We start from the raw sequence: 17520 nt of genomic DNA on the forward strand, positions 1-17520 counted from the left end.
GGTGGCGGGCGCCGGCCCGGTGGGTCAGAGGTGACCGCCTGGTGTCACCGTGAACGTCGCCGGACCGGCCGGCAGGTCCACCGTGTACTGGCGCAGGTAGGTGTCCAGGAACGGTGACCGGGCGCCGGGCGTGGCGACGTCGTCGGACGGGTCGTCCAGGGCCAGCCTGAGTTTGGCACCCTTGACGTCGATGGTCTGGCCCGACGGCGTGTCACGCCAGGAGCCGGTCTGGATGGAACCGATCTCCACGGCCAGAACGTGCCCGGCCGCCAGCGTCCAGTCGGTCGCCTTGAGATCGACGGTCATCCGTCCCGAGTCCAGCAGGGAGACCTGCTCGTCGAACATCACGGCAGTGCCGTCCGGGGCGACGTCGTACAGCTTGAGCATGACGTTGCCTTCGCCCTTGGCGGTCAGGGAGATCTGCGGAGTGCCGGTGACGCGTACGTTGAGCGCGGTCGGCTTCGACCACACGAAGAAGCTCGAGGTGACCTCGCCGGCCTTCTGGAGCTTCGCCAGCCCCTTGGCCAGCCCCTGGGGAGCGGGCTGATCGGTGTCCGGCGCGTTCTCCATGTCCCAGCGGCCCGACGGCTGTGCCTGCCGCGGCGCCGGGTCGACGTTGATGCCCAGGGCCTGGCGGGCGGAGGCTCCGCCGTCGTCGATGTAGGAGCCGTTGCCGAGGGGAAGGGTGACGGACCGTTCGACGACCGGCCAGGTGCGCTGGGCGCGCCAGGCGCCGGTGGAGTCCTCGACGGCGTAGGCGGGGTAGCGGACCGTCGGCCTGATGTGCTTGAGGTACTGGTCGTAGAAGGAGAGCGTCTCGTCGTACCAGCCCTCGCGGCCCATGGCCAGACGTCCGTCACCGACGCGGTCGCCGCCGCGCACGTGGTCCCACTGGCCGAGCCACCCGCGCTCGGGGCCCCGGTGGTTGTCCAGGTACTCCTGCATCTCCTCGGGCTTGGTGTTGTTCTCGATGAAGCCCTGGGTGACGAACAGCGGCGTGTCGGTTCCCCTGGCCATCCTCGCCAGGTCGCGCGCCTTCCAGTACGGGTCCGACCGGTCGGATATCCGGTACCCGGCGGAGTTCTCGGTGAGGCACTCCGGGTGTGTCTCCTCCCAGCGGGCGTTGGCCTGGTAGTGGGGGTCGTCGTCCGGCATCGGGGGCATGGTGGCGATGCCGTTGTAGGCGTTGGCGGTGCCGGTGACGTTCGGGCGGGGCACGCCGTTGGAGTAGATGTACGGGTACATGTCCCACAGCGGTTCCTGGGCGACGACGGCCTTGAGCGCGTCCTGGTCCAGGTCGTTGCCGATGAGGCCGGTGACGGCGTCGTACGACTTGCCGTACATGCCCACCGCGCCGGTGGACCACGGCTGGTGGGCGGCCCAGGACACGGCGGCCCTGACGTCCGCCTGTTCACCGGGGCCGCCCCAGTCCAGGCAGCCCGTGGAGCCGCCGAAGCCGCGCAGGTCCACCATGACGAAGGCGTATCCGTGGTGGAACAGGTCGGTTCCCTCGATGAAGTCCCCGAAGCGGGACGAGGGTCCCGTGTGTGTCCATCCCTCGGGGCCCGTCTGGCCGGTGTGCCCGAAGTACGGGCCGATCGACAGGATGACCGGCACCTTCTGGCCCGCTCTCATGCCCTCGGGCAGCAGAACGTCCGCGTGCAGTTCGGTGCCGGAGTGATCGGAGGACGGGAAGTAGTGCTGGGTCCACACCGAGCCCTCGGGGACACGGTCGTTCTGCTCGTGCGTGACGGGGTCGGTCGCGGTGGCGACCGCTGTCGTCTCGGCGTGTGCCGCGGCGCCGGGTGTGGCGGCCGCGGGGCCGGTGAGCGCGCCGGTCAGCGCCAGGGTGATGGCGAGCGCGGACGCGGCCCGGACAGCCGCGCGACGTCTGTTCACATGCTCCTCCCGAAAATGGCGAGTTACGGGGTGGTGCAGGTGGTGCCGGTGGTGCCGGTCGAACAGCGGCCCCTGGCCCGGTGTGGCGTGCGCGGGCCGGCGCCGGGCGCACGAACACACCCGGAAGCAGCGTGAAACAGGTACGGGCGCGAGCGGGAGCCGACGGACAGCGAGCCTATGATCGTGACGGAACACCGTCAATGCGGCGTCATGTCCCTTGTGTTACTGATGCGGTGGCCCGATGGTGGGCCGCGTCGGCGTCGGCGCGCGGCCGCGTCATGGTGCCGGGCGGCCGGAGTGAGCATGCGCAGCGGGGCGACCGACGGCCGGCGCCCGGTGCTTCGCGCGGAGTTGCGCTGTGAGCACCGGGCACCGTCTGTGGCGTACCGTCAGAAGTGCATCGCGGCCTTCTGTTGTGAGTCCTGGACCGCCGGGGCGGTGGCCCTGCGGGTGCGGTAGAGCGCCCCCACACATACCAGGCCCAGGGCGAAGACCGCCGCCGACCACCAGAAGGCGGTGGTGAAGCTGTGCAGTTGCGCCTGGGCGAGGACGCGCGGGGTGGGTGTCCTGCCGTTGAGGTAGTGGGTGGCGGCGCTGGTCGCCAGGGTGTTGAGGAGTGCCGTGCCGATGGAACCGCCGACCTGTTGCATGGTGTTGACGGTGGCGGAGACGACTCCGGCGTCGTTGGGTGCGACGCCGGCGGTGGCGGTGTTCATGGCGGGCGGCATCACGTGCCCCAGGCCGAGGCCGAGCACCAGGAGCGGCGGCAGCACATAGCCCGCGTAGGAGGTGTCGAGCCCGATGCGGGTCAGCCAGACCATGCCCGCGGCCGCCAGGGCCAGGCCCACCGGCACCACGACCCGCGGGCCCAGGCGTGGCAGGGTGACGTTCGCGGCGATCTGCGCGGACACGATGAGGGCGGCGATCATCGGCAGGAAGGCCAGCCCGGTGGACACGGGGCTGTAGTGCCGGGAGACCTGCAGGTAGTAGGTGAGGAAGAGGAAGATGCCGAACATGCCGGAGGCGGCCACCAGCACGGCGACGAAAGAGGCGGCGCGGTCACGGTCGAGCAGGATGCGCAGCGGCAGGAGCGGATGGACGGCGCGCGTCTGCCACGCGGTGAAGGCGGCGATGAGGCAGGCGCCGCCCGCGAGGTAGCCCCACGTCATGACGGAGTCCCAGCCGTGGGGCTCGGCGTTGGAGAGGCCGTAGACGACGCCGAACAGGCCGGCGGAGACGAGCAGGGTGCCCGGCAGGTCCAGGCGGGCGCCGGGGTCACGCCGGGTGCGCCGGAGCAGGACGGCGCCGCCGGCCAGGGCGAGTGCGGCGAAGCCCAGGTTCACGTACAGGGTCCAGCGCCAGCTGAGGTGCTCGGTGAGCAGGCCGCCGAGCAGCAGGCCTATGGCGCCGCCGGTCCCGGCGATCGCGCCGTAGACGCCGAAGGCCTTGGCGCGTTCCCTGGCCTGGGTGAAGGTGGTGTTCAGCAGCGACAGGGCGGCCGGGGCCAGCAGAGCCCCGAACATGCCCTGCAGGGCGCGCCCGATGATCAGCATGCCGAAACTGTCCGCTGCTCCCGCCAGGGCGGAGGCGGAGGCGAATCCGGCGACTCCGATGAGGAAGACAAGCTTGCGGCCCATCAGGTCGGCCAGGCGCCCGCCGAGCAGCAGCAGACTGCCGAAGGCCAGGGAGTAGGCGGTGACCACCCACTGCCGGTCCGAGTCGGAGAAGCCCAGGTCGTGCTGGGCCGAGGGCAGGGCGATGTTCACGATGGTGGCGTCGAGGACCACCATCAGCTGGGCCAGGCCGATGACGGCCAGGATCCACCAACGGCGGGCGGCTGACGGGCCGGGGCCGTCGGTGCCGGCCATGGGGGGCCGTGGCGCGGTGCTGGGCATGCGAGAGGACTCCTGGAGATGGAAGTGCACGAGGAGGAGCGCTGCGGAGCGTGAGCGCGCCCCTAGAATGAATTCAACGAGCGTTGAGATCTTTATTCTGCGCCCGATGAATTACTGCTGTCAACCATCCGGATCCCCCAGGAGGCCCCGCATGACTCCCGCATCCCGCGCCGGACGGCGCCCCGGCGACAGCGGCACCCGGGAGGCCATCCTCCACACCGCCCGCCGCCACTTCGCCGACCTCGGCTACGACCGCACCACGCTGCGCGGCATCGCGGCGGACGCCGGCGTCGACGTGGCGCTGGTGTCCCACTACTTCGGGCCCAAGCAGCGGCTGTTCGCCGAGGCCGCCCCCCTGCCCCTGGAGCCGGAGCCCCTGCTCGCCGACCTGCTGGAGGGCCCGCGCGAGACCATCGGCCACCGGCTGGCCGCACGCGTCCTGAGCCAGACGGAGACGGCCGAGGGACAGCAGAAGATCACCGGACTGATCCGCGCGGCCGCCTCCGAGGAGCTGGCCGCCCGGCAGATCCGCGAGCGGGTCACCGAGGCCCTGCTGCTGCCCCTGGCGGAAGGCCTCGGCTCACCGGACGCCCGGCTGCGCGCCGCGCTGGCGGGCTCCCAGATCGTGGGCCTGATGATGACCCGGCACATCGTGGGGGTGGAACCTCTGGCGACCAGCAGCGCCCAGACCCTGGCCGCGGCCATCGGACCGGTCCTCCAGCACTACCTCACCGGACCCCTCGCGGGCCCGGTCACCACTCCCTGACGGCCACCCGAGCACCGGTGCCGCGTGCCGCGTCCTGCGCGTGTGCCGACACGGAAGGGACGCCGTGTCGGCGCCGCGCGGCCGGCAGCCGTTCGAACTGACGTGGGCTCAGCCCGGCGAGAGGGGCCGGGACCAGGGCCGTCCAGGACGGCCCGAAGGCCGTCACCCCACCGGCCGCAGCGGGACCGTGCCGAAGATCGCCGCTGGTGGAACGATGACCGTCATGACAGGTCAGGTCTGGGTGTCACTCATATCGTTGGGCGGCGTCGTCCTCGGCGGCGTGTTGTCCTACCTCGTTCAGCACACGACTCAGCGATCAGCGGAGCGTTCCGAACAGCGGCGCCAGCGGATCGCGTTGTCGGAGGCCCGACGCGCGGAACGCCTGGCGCTGCTGGAGCGGTTCATCGAGGTATCGGCAGAGGCGGAACGATGCGCCTACACCAGGCCGTCCCAGTGGGAGGACACCGATGAGTGGTACCTCACGACCCGGGACGTCATGTACAGGTTGTGGGTCGCCGACCGTCTCCTGCGCATCCAGTTCCCCCGACCCGTGCACGACGCCGCACACACGCACTTCCTCGATCTCAACAGGACCGTGTGGCACGGCCTGCCCGACGGCGAGAGCGTGCGGGACCACCTGGAGGGCAACCGGTCGGCGTTCCTCGACACGGCCCGCGAGGCCATGGGCTGACGCGCCACTGGCATCGGTGTCGCGCGTGGACCAGCGGGCCACGGGCGAGTGACCGACGCGAGAAGGGCCCACCTCCGGCCGGGTAGGCCCAGTGGTGGCCGCGGATACACGAAGTTAACTTCCCCGACCCGGGCATGAGACCGGTCCGGTCGACGATCGCCATACCTGTCGAGCGACAGGTATCCGTCGACGGATCGGAGGTGCGGCGATGAGCCGGCCCCAACTCCCCCCAGGGCCAAGTCTTCACGGCGGCGCCACGACCAGCACCGCTCCCCCCGGCTATCAGCAGGAACTGCGCCGCGCGGTGGGCGGCTTCGCCTCCTTCGCCGCCGGCTTCTCCTTCGTTTCCATCCTCACCACCGTCTTCCAGTTGTTCGGGCTCGGCTTCGGCCTCGGCGGTGCGGCGTTCTTCTGGACGTGGCCGCTGGTGTTCGCGGGCCAGCTGCTGGTCGCGCTGTGTTTCGCCGAACTGGCGGCCCGCTGGCCCATATCCGGGGCGATCTACCAGTGGGCGAGCCGGCTGGCCGGCACCACGGTGGGCTGGTTCGTGGGCTGGATCATGATCATCGGGCAGATCCTCACCGTCGCGGCGGCCGCGATCGCCGCCCAGGCGGTGCTGCCGGGCATCTGGTCGGGCTTCCAGATCGTCGGGGGACCGGGCGCCGATCCATCGGTCGGTTCCCCGACCGGCGCGCGGAACGCGGTCCTGCTGGGCTGCGTGTTGCTGCTGGTCACCACGGTGGTGAACATCCTGGGCATCCGTCAGATGGCGGCCGCCACCAGCTTCGGCGTCACGGTCGAGATCATCGGCGTGGTCGCGCTCGTGCTGGTCCTGTTCTTCCTGCCCGAGCGGGGGCCGCAGGTGGTGGCCCACCACACCGGCTGGGCCGGACACAGTGGATACCTCGGGGCGTTTCTCGCGTCCTCGCTGATGGCGGCGTACGTCATGGTCGGCTTCGACTCGGCGGGCGAGCTGGCGGAGGAGACCCACAGCCCGCGCCGAACCACTCCCCGCACGATTCTGCGGGCACTGACCATCTCGGGCGTCGGCGGGGCGCTGCTGATCCTGTCGGGGCTGATGGCGGCGGGCAGCCTGACCGACGGGAAGCTGGCCGCGGGCGGTCTTTCCTGGGTGCTCACCGACCGGCTCGGCGGGGTCGTGGGCCGACTGCTGCTGTGCTGTGTGGCGGTCGCGGTGTTCGCCTGCACCCTGGCCGTGCAGACCTCCGGAGCCCGGATGATGTACTCCATGGCGCGCGAGGGTGCCCTGCCGTTCCACCGGCACCTGGCGAAGGTCTCGGCCCGCACCGGTACGCCGATCACCACGTCGATCGTGGTGGGCGTCGCAGCCGCCGCCGCGCTCGTCGTGAACATCCGCCAGTCGGCGATCTTCACCGCGCTCTCCAGCCTCTGCATCGCCATGCTGTACCTGGCGTATCTGGGGGTGACACTGCCGCTGCTGGTCAGCCGGATCCGGCAGCGGGCCGCCGGCGGGCTCCCGGAAGGCGTCGACGAGACCGGACGGCCTCTGTTCTCTCTGGGCCGGTGGGGAGTGGCGGTCAACGCGGTCGCGGTGCTCTACCAGGCCGGTATGACGGTCGATCTCGTCTGGCCTCGCGCGGAGATCTACGACCTCACAGGCGGCACCTGGTGGCTCCGGTGGAGCGCCCTGCTCTTCATCGGGCTCAGCCTCGCCGCCGGAGCCGGCTACTTCCTGGCCCGCGGACTGCACCGCCGTATCGAACTGCGGCACGTGCCCCACACGCACACCGAGCCGCCCCGCGAGGCCGAGGCCGTCGCCGAGCCCGCCTGAGGCGGCCGGCGACGCGAGCCGCGGCACCCGACCACGTACCGACGAAGGGACGACGGGACATCCATGACCACCGCAGAGAGTTCGACGGCCGGCGCGCCGCACGGCCGGTACCCCGCCGGGCAGGGTTCCGCCCGCGCCCGTGATCTGCATCTGACCGACAGCGTCCGCAGCGCCCGGCAGGACGCCCGTGCCCAGGGCGGGCAGTCCGGGCAGTGGATGCCGTACCTTCCGGCGTCCGGCAGCCCGTACTGCCCGCCGGAGGTGGATCCGTCCGCCCTGGTGTGGGCGGAGACGGTGGCGCCGGGCGGTTACACCCACAAGGTGCTCGCGCGCGGCACCCGGCTGCGCTTCGACGACCCGACCGGCGACGCCTGCGCCCACCTGCTGCTCTTCAACGCCCTGGAACCGATCGAGCGGCTCAACGTCGCCGACACCCAGAAGATCCCCTGGCAGGCCTACCTGGGCCAGAACCATCCGCTGCTGTCCGGTGACGGCCGGGTCCTGGCCGTCGTCAGTGGTGACTCCTCCGGCCGGCACGACGCCTTCTGCGGCACCACCACCGACGCCTGGAACGAGCGCAAGTACGGTGACGCCCGGCCCGAGGGGCCGTCCCCGTCCGGCCGCGGGCTCTTCCTCAAGGCGGCCGCCAAACACGGGCTCAGCCGACGCGACCTGCCGCCCGGCGTGTCCTTCTTCCAGGGCGTACGCGTCGAGTCGGACGGCACCCTCGGCTGGCAGGGCAGCGCCGGACCGGGCACGCATGTCGAACTGATCGCGGAGATGCCCCTGTTGGTGCTGGTCGCCAACGTCGCCCACCCGCTGGACCCGCGCCCCGGCTACGTCGTCGGCCCGCTGCGGGTGCACGCCTGGCGCGGCGCCCCGACCGGCCCCGGCGAGCCGCGGTTCACCGCCACGCCGGAACTGCACCGGGCGTATCTCAACACCGTCGACTACTGCGAAGCCAGGGGGCTGTGACATGGCGACCACACGGACCGGGAACACGCCGGTCACCCGTCCGACCGTCCCGGGCGGCCCCGTCGCCTCCACCGTCCCCGTCGGCGCGGTGTACGCGGAGGGCACCCGCCTGGAGTGGGGAGCGAGCCTGGTCGAGGGCTCCGTCGTCCTCGACGAGACGGTGGCCCCCAACGCGCCCTGGTCGGCGGTGGTGCGCCAGGGTCACGTCCTGACGATCGTCGACGTCGGCGGCAACCAGTCGGCCGACTGCCTGCTCTACAGTGCCGACGATCCCGAGGAGCGCTACAGCGTCCCCGACACCCTGTCCTGGCAGGGCAACGCCTATGTGCGCACCGGCACGGTGCTGCGCAGCAACGAGGGCCGGCCGCTGATGACCGTCGTCGCCAACGAGATCGACCGCCAGGACACCATCGGCGGCGCCTGCGGCAAGGAGTCCAACACCCTGCGCTACGGCCACCACGTGATGTTCCAGCACGGCTGCCGGGAGAACTTCCTCGCCGAGGCCGGCCGGCGTGGCCTAGGGGTGCGTGACCTGGTCTCCAACCTCAACTGGTTCATGAACGTGCCGGTCGAGGCGGACGGCGCGCTGGGCATCGTGGACGGCATGTCGGCGCCGGGCCGCCGGGTCGCGGTGCGCGCCGAGCGGGACGTCCTGGTGCTGGTGTCCAACTGCCCGCAGATGAACAACCCGTGCAACGACTTCAACCCGACCCCGCTGCGGATGCTCGTCGTGGACCCGACACCGGCCGCCCGCGAGACACGGCTCGCACCGCCCGTCGGCGACGCGCGGTCCGCGGCGGCCGCCGGCACTCCGGAGGGAGCCTCATGACCCGTCCCACCACCGTGCTCGTGGCCAACCGCGGTGAGATAGCCCGCCGCGTGATCCGTACCGCCAGGAGGATGGGGCTCGCCACCGTCGCCGTCTTCTCCGACGCCGACCGGGCCGCTCCGCACGTCCGCGAGGCCGACCACGCGGTCCGCCTGGGTGCGGCACCGGCCCGCGAGTCGTACCTGCGCGGCGACTCGATCATCGAGGCCGCGCTCGCCCACGGCGCCGGGATCGTCCACCCCGGCTACGGCTTCCTCTCCGAGAACGCCGCCTTCGCCCGCGCCGTGGAGGAGGCGGGGCTCAGGTTCGCCGGGCCGACCGCCGACCAGATCACCGCCTTCGGCGAGAAGCACACCGCGCGCGCCCTGGCCAAGGCGGCCGGGGTGCCGCTGCTGGCCGGGACGGAGCTGCTCGCGACCGCCGAGGAGGCGGTCACGGCGGCCGCTTCGATCGGGCTGCCGGTGATGGTCAAGGCCACCGGCGGGGGCGGCGGCATCGGCATGCAGGCCTGCGCCACGGCCGACGAGGTGCGCGAGGCCTTCGCGCGGGTCGCGGCGCTCGCGGAATCCCACTTCGGTGCCGGCGGGGTGTTCCTGGAGCGCCTGGTGCGTCCGGCCCGCCATGTCGAGGTGCAGGTCTTCGGCGACGGCACCGGCCGGATCGCCGTCCTCGGCGACCGGGACTGCTCGCTGCAGCGCCGCAACCAGAAGGTGATCGAGGAGGCCCCCGCCCCGGCCCTGCCCGCGCAGGTGCGCGCGCTGCTTCACGACTCCTCGCGCCGGCTGCTCGCCTCGGTCGGCTACCGGGGCGCGGGCACCGTGGAGTTCGTCTACGACCCGGTGCGCGAGGAGGCCGCCTTCCTCGAGGTCAACACCCGCCTCCAGGTCGAGCATCCGGTGACGGAGCAGGCGTACGGCGTCGACCTCGTCGAACTCATGCTGCTGCTGGCCCGCGACGGCAGGGTCGAGGACGCGGTGTTCGAGCGGGAGTGGACGCCCACCGGACACGCCGTGGAGGCCCGCGTCTACGCCGAGGACCCCGGGAAGGACTCGCTCCCGTCCTCCGGTCTGATCACGCAGGCCGCCTTCCCCGGCCAGGGCGCGGAGGCCATGCCCGGCGTCCGCGTCGACGGCTTCGCCGAGACCGGTCTGGAGATCTCGCCGTACTACGACCCCATGCTCGCCAAGGTGATCGCCGAAGGCCCCACCCGTGACGCCGCCTTCGACCTGCTCGGCCGGGCCCTTGCCGCGTGCCGGGTGGACGGCATCGTCACCAACCTGGGTCTGCTGCGCGCGCAGACCGTGCGGGGCGAGGTTCGCGAGGCGGTGCACAGCACCGGCACGCTCGACATCGTCCGCGACCCCGAGCCGCGCATCGATGTGCTGGTGCCCGGCGCGATGACCACCGTCCAGGACCTGCCCGGCCGGCTCGGCCACTGGCACGTGGGCGTTCCGCCGAGCGGTCCCTTCGACCCCGTCTCCTTCGCCGAAGCGAACCTGGCGGTCGGCAACCCGGAGACGGCGCCCGGCCTGGAGGTCACCGCGGGCGCGCTGACCCTGCGTTTCTCGCACGCCACCGTGGTGGCCGTCACCGGCGCTCCCGTCCCGGTCACGGTGGACGGCCGACCGGCGGCCCTGTGGGAACCGGTGCCGGTGCCGGCCGGCGCCGCCCTGGTGCTCGGCGCCTGCCAGGGACCCGGCCTGCGCAGTTATGTGGCCGTCCGGGGCGGCCTCGACGTACCCGCGTACCTGGGCAGCACCTCGACGTTCACCCTCGGTGGATTCGGCGGACACGGCGGGCGGGCGCTGCGCGCCGGAGACGTCCTGCGGCCCGGAACCGCCCAGGGCGCGGGCGGCGGTCCCACCCCGCCGCAGCGCCGGCCCGCGATCGTGGCGCACTGGCGGATCGGGGTGACCGAAGGCCCGCACGCGGCGCCCGAGTTCTTCACCCGCGAGGACATCGACACCCTCTACGCCACCGACTACCAGGTGCACCACAACTCGGCCCGCACCGGCATCCGCCTGATCGGGCCGAAACCCCGGTGGGCCCGCCAGGACGGCGGCGAGGCCGGACTGCACCCCTCCAACATCCACGACACCCCGTACGCGGTGGGCGCGCTGGACTTCACCGGCGACACACCGATCATCCTGGGCCCCGACGGGCCGTCCCTCGGCGGGTTCGTGTGCCCCGCCGTGGTCGCCGACGGCGAACTGTGGAAGCTCGGCCAGCTCCGCCCGGGCGACAGCGTCCGCTTCGTACCGGTCAAGGAGGACGAGGCGACCGGCCTCGATGCCCGCCGGTCCTCTCCCGCGCTGATCAGCGCGGGCGGTGACGGCGACGACGGCGTGCTCGGCCGTTCGGAGGCCACCGACGTCCGGCCCGCCGTCACCTACCGCCGGGACGGAGCCGACAACGTCCTGGTCGAGTACGGGCCCATGGTCCTGGACCTCGGCCTGCGCATGCGGGTGCACGCCCTGCAGGAGACCCTGGCCGCGCACGCGCCGGACGGCATCGTCGACATCACCCCGGGCATCCGCTCCCTCCAGATCCACACCGACGCCCGCCGCCTGAAGGCCCGTGACCTGACGGCCCTGCTGCGTGAGCTGGAGGAGGAGGTCCCGCCCAGCGACGAGCTGGTGGTGCCCTCCCGCACGGTGCGGCTGCCGCTCAGCTGGGACGACCCGGCGACCCGGCTGGCCATCGAGCGGTACATGGCCGGGGTGCGCGACGACGCCCCATGGTGCCCGTGGAACATCGAGTTCATCCGCCGCGTCAACGGCCTGGACACCGCCGACGACGTCTACCGCACCGTCTTCGACGCCTCCTACCTGGTGCTCGGTCTCGGCGACGTCTACCTCGGCGCCCCCGTGGCCACCCCGCTCGACCCACGGCACCGCCTGGTGACCACCAAGTACAACCCGGCCCGCACCTGGACCGCGGAGAACTCCGTCGGCATCGGCGGCGCCTACCTGTGCGTCTACGGCATGGAGGGCCCCGGCGGGTACCAGTTCGTCGGCCGTACCGTGCAGATCTGGAACCGCTTCCGCAGGGGCGGCCTGTTCCAGGACTCCCCCTGGGCGCTGCGCTGCTTCGACCGCATCCAGTGGTACCCCGTCACCGCGGAGGAACTGCTCGAACTGCGTGCCGAGACCGACGCCGGCCGCGGTGACTTCCCGGTCGAGGAGGGCATCTTCTCGACCGCCGAGTACAACGCCTTCCTGGCGGCCGAGGCCGACTCGATCGCCGCCTTCCGACGGCGGCAGAGTGCCGCGTTCGAGGCCGAGAAGCAGCGCTGGCGGGCCGCGGGCGAGTTCGACCGCGACGACGATCCGCAACCCGTCACCGCCGCCGCTTCCGCTGCGCTCGCCGTCACCGTCCCGGACGGCGCGGTCCCGGTCACCGCGCCGTTCACCGCCACCGTCTGGCAGCTCACCGCCGAACCCGGCGCCACCATGGCCGACGGCGATCCGATCCTCTCCCTGGAGGCGATGAAGATGGAGTCCACGGTGCACGCCCCGGCCGCCGGAACCCTGCTGGAGATCTACGTCAAGCCCGGCGAGCAGGTCGCGCCCGGCCAGGTCCTCGCGGCGGTCCGAGCATGAGCGTCATGACACCGGCCGCACGCGTGGAAGCCGCCTACGACCGCATCGCCGACGCCGGCCGGCCCGAGATCTGGATCCACCTCAGACCGCGCGAGCAGGTGCTCGCCGAGGCGGCCGGGATCGACCCGGCGCTGCCGCTGGCCGGTCTGGTGGCCGCCGTCAAGGACAACATCGACGTGGCCGGTCTGCCCACGACCGCGGGCGCGCCGTCGTACGCGTATGTCCCCGGGGCCGACGCGCCGGCGGTCGCGCGGCTGCGCGCGGCCGGCGCGGTGGTGCTCGGCAAGACCAACCTCGACCAGTTCGCCACCGGCCTGGTCGGCACCCGCAGCCCGTACGGCGCGGTACGCAACGCCTGGGACGCGGACCGCATCTCGGGCGGCTCGTCCTCCGGCTCCGCCGTCGCGGTCGCGCTGGGCATCGCCGATCTCGCCCTCGGCACCGACACGGCCGGCTCGGGGCGGGTGCCCGCCGCCCTCAACGGCATCGTGGGCGTCAAGCCCACCAAGGGACTGGTGCCGACGACCGGCGTGGTCCCCGCCTGTTACACCCTCGACTGCGTGACCGTGTTCGCCCGCGATCTGCGACTGGCCCGCACGGCCGCGGAGTTGATCGAGGGCCCGCACCCGGCCGACCCGCTCTCGCGCACCGGCACCCCGCTCCCGCCGCCTCCGGCGCGCTCCCGGATCGCCGTCCCGGCCCCGGAGCACCTCCAGGACATGGCCGACGGATGGCACGAGGCCTTCGACGCCGCGGTCGCCCGGCTGGCGAGCACCGGCGCGGAGATCGTCGAAGCCGACGTCACCCCGCTGCTGAAGGCCGCCGAACTGCTGTACGGCGGCGCGTTCGTCGCCGAGCGGTACGCCGCCGTGGGCGCGCACCTGGAGAAGCACCGCGACCTGATCGGCAGGGACCTCGACCCGACCGTCGCCTCCATCGTGCTGGCCGGCCGGGAGAAGACCGCCGCCGACTGGGCCGCCGACACCGCCCGCCTCGCCGCCCTGGCCGCCGCCGGGCGCGCGGTTCTCGACGGCTGCACGGCGCTGCTGACCCCGACCACCACCCGGCACCCCACCCTCGATCAGGTGGCGGCCGACCCGGTCGGCGCCAACGCCCGGCTGGGCCGCTTCACCAACTTCGCCAACCTGCTGGACTGCGCCTCGCTCGCCGTGCCCGCGGGATTCGTGGACGGCCTGCCGTTCGGCGTGATGTTCACCGGGCCGGCCTTCTCGGACCGCAGGCTGGCCGCCCTGGCCGAGCGGTTCGCCAACCCGGGGCTCGACCTGTTCGTGGTCGGCGCCCACCTCACCGGGCAGCCGCTCAACGCCCAAGTGGTACAGGCGGGCGGCACACTGGTGGGCCCGGCGCGTACAGCCGCCGGCTACCGGCTGTACGCCCTGGCCACCGCGCCGCCCAAGCCGGGTCTGCTCCGGGTCGCCGGGAACGGTGCCGGTGGTGCGGAACCGGGTGTCGAGGGCGAGGTCTGGCGGCTTCCGGCGGCGGGATTCGGGACGTTCATCGCCGCCGTTCCCCCGCCCATGACCATCGGCACCGTGGAACTGGCCGACGGACGGCACGTCAGCGGTTTCCTCGTCGAGGCCCACGCCGTCGAGGGCGCACCCGAGATCACCCGATTCGGCGGCTGGCGGGCCTATAAGGCCTCCGCATGACCGAAGCCGACGGCGCGGGCGCCCTGGCATCTGAGTGGCAGGATGGGCCCATGACGACGACGCGTCCCCGTCAAGGCAGGCCCCGGCACACGCCGCCCTCCGATCCCGGCACCCCCGCGCGGGAACAGATCCTCGACGCCGCCGGGGCGCTCTTCGTCGAACGCGGGATCGCCGGCACCAGCACCCGGATGATCGCCGAACACGTGGGCATCAGACAGGCCTCGTTGTACTACCACTTCGCCACCAAGGAGGACATCCTCGCCGAGCTGCTGGCCACGTCCGTACGGCCGAGTCTGCGGATGGTGGAGCGGATCCTGGCGCTGGTACCCGAACGGGCCGATCCGGCCGCCGCGCTCTACGCGGTGGCCGCCATGGACGTACGCACCCTGTGCCGCACCCCGTACAACATCGGCACGCTCTACCTGCTCCCGGAGGTGCGTGCCGAACGGTTCGACGCCTTCCGCGTCGAACGGGGCCGGCTCCAGGCGAGCTACGGCGCCCTCGGCGCCCTGGCGGCAACCGATGACGTCGCGCGGAGCCTGTCCGCCGAACGGATCGGCGAACTGCTGATCCAGCTGGTGGAGGTCGTCATCCAGATACGGCACTCGCGTGAACCGGACCCGGCCGACACGGACGCCATCGCGTCGTCGTGCCTGCGGCTGTGCGGACTCGACGAGCGGGCGGTGGCCATGGCGAGGGGCGAGGCGGGAATCCTGCTGAGCGGCCTGGATGCCATGTGATGACGGGCAGTCCAGCCCGTGAGGACGGTCATGCCGGCTGCCACGGGCGGAGCTTGTCGGGGTTGCGCACCGCCCAGATGCGCGTGATCCGGTCGTCGCCGGCGACCTCGAACGCGAACACCGTCTCGATCGTGCCCCCGGACTCGACCACCAGGCCCGGCAGACCGTTCACCGTGCGCTCGAGAATCGTCCGGGGCGGCGCGAACCGGGCGATCGTCAGGTAGAGGCGGGCGATCTGCTCCGCGCCCTCGATCGGCAGCAGGTGGGCAATGGCGCGGCCACCACCGTCGGCGATCGCGGTGGCGCTCGGGTCGAGCAGGCCGAGCAGGGCCTCGATGTCCTGCGCCTCCCAGGCCGCCTTGAACCGCCGGACGACGCTGGCCTGCCGGGCCGCGTTCGGGCTCGCCTCGGCCCGGGCGGCGGCGATGCGACGACGCGCCGAGGTCGCCAGCTGACGGCACGCCGCCGGGCTGCGGCCGACGATCTCGGCCACCTCGGCGAACGGGTAGCGGAAGACGTCGTGCAGCACGAACGCGACACGCTCGGCCGGGGTCATCGACTCGAAGACGACCAGGAAGGCCATGGTCACCGACTCGTCGAGGGTGATCCGGTCGGCCGGGTCCACGCCGGCGCCGCCCGCCGCCCCGGCGATCCACTCGGCCGGGTCGGGCAGCGGCTCCGGGATCCATTCTCCGAGGTACGTCTCCCGCCGGGCGCGCGCCGAGCGGAGCACGTTCAGGCAGATACGGCTGGCCACCTTCGTCAGCCAGGCGCCCGGGGACTCGATGGCCTCCTGCTGCGCCCGGGACATCGCGTACCAGCGGGTGTAGGTCTCCTGGACGACGTCCTCCGCGTCGGCCAGGGACCCGAGCATCCGGTAGGCGAGATTGAGCAGCTGTCGCCGCTCGCTCATGATCGCGCTCAGGCCCGGGTCCCGCTGCTCGTCCGCCTGCGGCTGTGCCTGTTCCGATGGGGTGGTCATTCGCTCTCCGGCTCCCTCGTTCACGTTCCCTCTCCATTACGACGCATCAGAGCGGCGAAATGTGAGGTCGGCGGCTCGCCTCACATTCGGCGGGGCTGCGTTGTCGGACCGGTGAACAGGAGCACACCATCCAAGGACAGGACGCTGAGCATGAACGACTTCCAGGAGATCGCCGACCGCGTCGAGATCGAGGCGCTGCGCGGCGAGTTCACCGACGCGGCGATGATGCGCGACCGTGCCCGCCTCGCCGCGCTGTTCACCCCCGACGGCGTTCTGCGCATGCCCAACGTCCCCATCGAGCTCATCGGCCGGCAGGAGATCCGGACCGGAGGCGAACGCCTGCAGAGCCAGTGGGACTTCTTCGTGCAGAACAGCCACCCGGGCACGATCCGGATCGACGGCGACACCGCCACCGGGCGCACCTACATGCAGGAGGTCGCGCGTCTGCTCGACGGCCGCTCGGGCCTGAACTTCGCCATCTACCACGACACCTACCGGCGTACGCCGCAGGGCTGGAAGTTCGCCGAGCGGGTCTACGAGGTCAGGTACGTCGACACCACCCCGCTGGGGGGTTCGGCGCCCGGCCCCGATACGCAGGCGCACGGCACCGGCGAGGCCGGGGACGCCGGCCAGGCACCGGACGCCGGTGAGGCGGACGCATCGACCACGGGGGCGGCCGGCGACTTCGGCGCACCGGCGTCCGCCGAACGCCTGGACCGGACGATCGAGGCGCTGCGCGCGAACGGCTTCACCGCCGAACTGCTCGACGACACCGCGGCGGCCCGCGCCCGCATCAAGGATCTGATACCGGAGGGTGCCGCCGTGTTCACCGGGGCCAGTGAGACGCTTCGGCTCTCCGGCATCGCGCAGGACATCGAGGCGGGCGACCGCTACCAGGCCATCCGGCCGCGCGTGCTGAAGATGGACCGCGCCACCGAGTTCGATGAGATCCGCCGGCTGGTGGCCACCCCCGACGTCTTCGTCGCCAGCGTCGCGGCCGTCATCGAGACCGGCTCGCTCGTCATCGCCTCGGGCAGCGGCAGCCAGCTGCCCGCCTCCGCCGGCGGCGCCGCACGGGCGATCTGGATCGTCGGGGCGCAGAAGGTGGTGCCCGACCTGGGCACCGCACTGCGCCGGGTCGAGGAGCACGCCCTTCCGTTGGAGACCGAGCGCGCCCAGGCGGTCTACGGACAACCGAGCGCGGTCAACCGTCTGCTCGTCCTCAACGCCGAGCCACAGCCCGGGCGCGGCACGGTCCTGCTGCTGCGCGAGGCCATCGGATTCTGACGTGGCGCGCGGCGAGGACGTCACTCGTCGGACGAGGTCGCCCCTGTGACAGGCAGGCCCAGCCGCCCGCTCTGCGGAGCTGGGCCGGTCACAGCAGGAGGCCGGCCGACTCCTCCAGAAGACACGTCGCCCGGCGGGCCCGGCGCACTGTGGAAGGGAGGTCCGGGCGCCGACGCCCCCGACTGGCTCCACCGACACGGCCGGCGACCTCGACTGCACGATCGCGCCCAACTCACCGCCTCCTACGGCCGCTCCACCCCCGAGCAGCAATCCGGCAGCGGCTTCATCACGGCCGTTCGCGCGGGCCACGGACCATCTCCGGGATGGAGGGGGCTCGTAACGGGGTTCGGCTGTGCCCCGCATGCTGGAAC

12 protein-coding genes are annotated in these 17520 nt (G+C 72.4%); 9 read left to right on the plus strand and 3 right to left on the minus strand.

All coding sequences use genetic code 11. From position 1 onward, the window contains the following. Window positions 1-24: 24 nt before the first annotated feature. Window positions 25-1899, minus strand: coding sequence for a CocE/NonD family hydrolase (locus tag IE318_RS04660; protein ID WP_189896664.1), 1875 nt, complete (start codon window positions 1897-1899; stop codon window positions 25-27). Window positions 1900-2288: 389 nt separating this feature from the next. Further along, window positions 2289-3794 carry an MFS transporter gene (locus IE318_RS04665; protein ID WP_189896667.1) on the minus strand — a complete coding sequence of 502 codons (1506 nt, stop codon included), beginning with the start codon at window positions 3792-3794 and terminating at the stop codon, window positions 2289-2291. Between the two features lie 151 nt (window positions 3795-3945). Here IE318_RS04665 and IE318_RS04670 point away from each other — a divergent pair, with 151 nt between their 5' ends. The 8 genes from IE318_RS04670 to IE318_RS04705 all read left to right on the plus strand — a co-directional run bounded on the left by IE318_RS04670 (window position 3946) and on the right by IE318_RS04705 (window position 14880). Then, entirely contained in the window at window positions 3946-4560 is a 615-nt protein-coding gene (locus IE318_RS04670) for a TetR/AcrR family transcriptional regulator (RefSeq protein ID WP_189896669.1), read from the plus strand. Between the two features lie 214 nt (window positions 4561-4774). Beyond that, window positions 4775-5251 carry a hypothetical protein gene (locus IE318_RS04675; protein ID WP_189896671.1) on the plus strand — a complete coding sequence of 159 codons (477 nt, stop codon included), beginning with the start codon at window positions 4775-4777 and terminating at the stop codon, window positions 5249-5251. A gap of 208 nt (window positions 5252-5459) precedes the next feature. Further along, entirely contained in the window at window positions 5460-7064 is a 1605-nt protein-coding gene (locus tag IE318_RS04680; protein WP_189896673.1) for an amino acid permease, read from the plus strand. A 63-nt stretch (window positions 7065-7127) separates the two neighbouring features. After that, on the plus strand, window positions 7128-8039 hold the full coding sequence (locus IE318_RS04685; protein WP_229903334.1) for an urea amidolyase associated protein UAAP1: 912 nt from the start codon (window positions 7128-7130) through the stop codon (window positions 8037-8039). A 1-nt stretch (window position 8040) separates the two neighbouring features. Beyond that, window positions 8041-8868 carry an urea amidolyase associated protein UAAP2 gene (locus IE318_RS04690; protein ID WP_189896675.1) on the plus strand — a complete coding sequence of 276 codons (828 nt, stop codon included), beginning with the start codon at window positions 8041-8043 and terminating at the stop codon, window positions 8866-8868. After that, window positions 8865-12470, plus strand: a complete 3606-nt coding sequence (gene uca / locus IE318_RS04695; RefSeq protein WP_189896678.1) for an urea carboxylase — start codon at window positions 8865-8867, stop codon at window positions 12468-12470. Before IE318_RS04690 ends, uca begins: the two co-directional genes overlap by 4 nt. Before the next feature lie 5 nt (window positions 12471-12475). After that, window positions 12476-14140, plus strand: a complete 1665-nt coding sequence (locus IE318_RS04700) for an allophanate hydrolase (RefSeq protein WP_189896680.1) — start codon at window positions 12476-12478, stop codon at window positions 14138-14140. 50 nt (window positions 14141-14190) lie between these two features. Next, window positions 14191-14880 (plus strand): TetR/AcrR family transcriptional regulator, encoded by a 690-nt coding sequence (locus tag IE318_RS04705; protein WP_189896682.1) that lies wholly within the window; start codon window positions 14191-14193, stop codon window positions 14878-14880. Between the two features lie 28 nt (window positions 14881-14908). Here the strand turns inward: IE318_RS04705 and sigJ are convergent, their stop codons facing one another. Then, window positions 14909-15862: an RNA polymerase sigma factor SigJ gene (gene sigJ, locus IE318_RS04710; protein WP_189896684.1), complete on the minus strand. Its 954-nt coding sequence runs from the start codon at window positions 15860-15862 to the stop codon at window positions 14909-14911. A gap of 150 nt (window positions 15863-16012) precedes the next feature. On the opposite strand from sigJ, the gene IE318_RS04715 reads away from it, so the two are divergent. Beyond that, window positions 16013-17149, plus strand: a complete 1137-nt coding sequence (locus IE318_RS04715; protein ID WP_189896687.1) for an LUD domain-containing protein — start codon at window positions 16013-16015, stop codon at window positions 17147-17149. Window positions 17150-17520: the final 371 nt, after the last annotated feature.

This window comes from Streptomyces spiralis (genome assembly GCF_014654675.1).
GTDB classification, from domain to species: Bacteria; Actinomycetota; Actinomycetes; order Streptomycetales; family Streptomycetaceae; genus Streptomyces; species Streptomyces spiralis.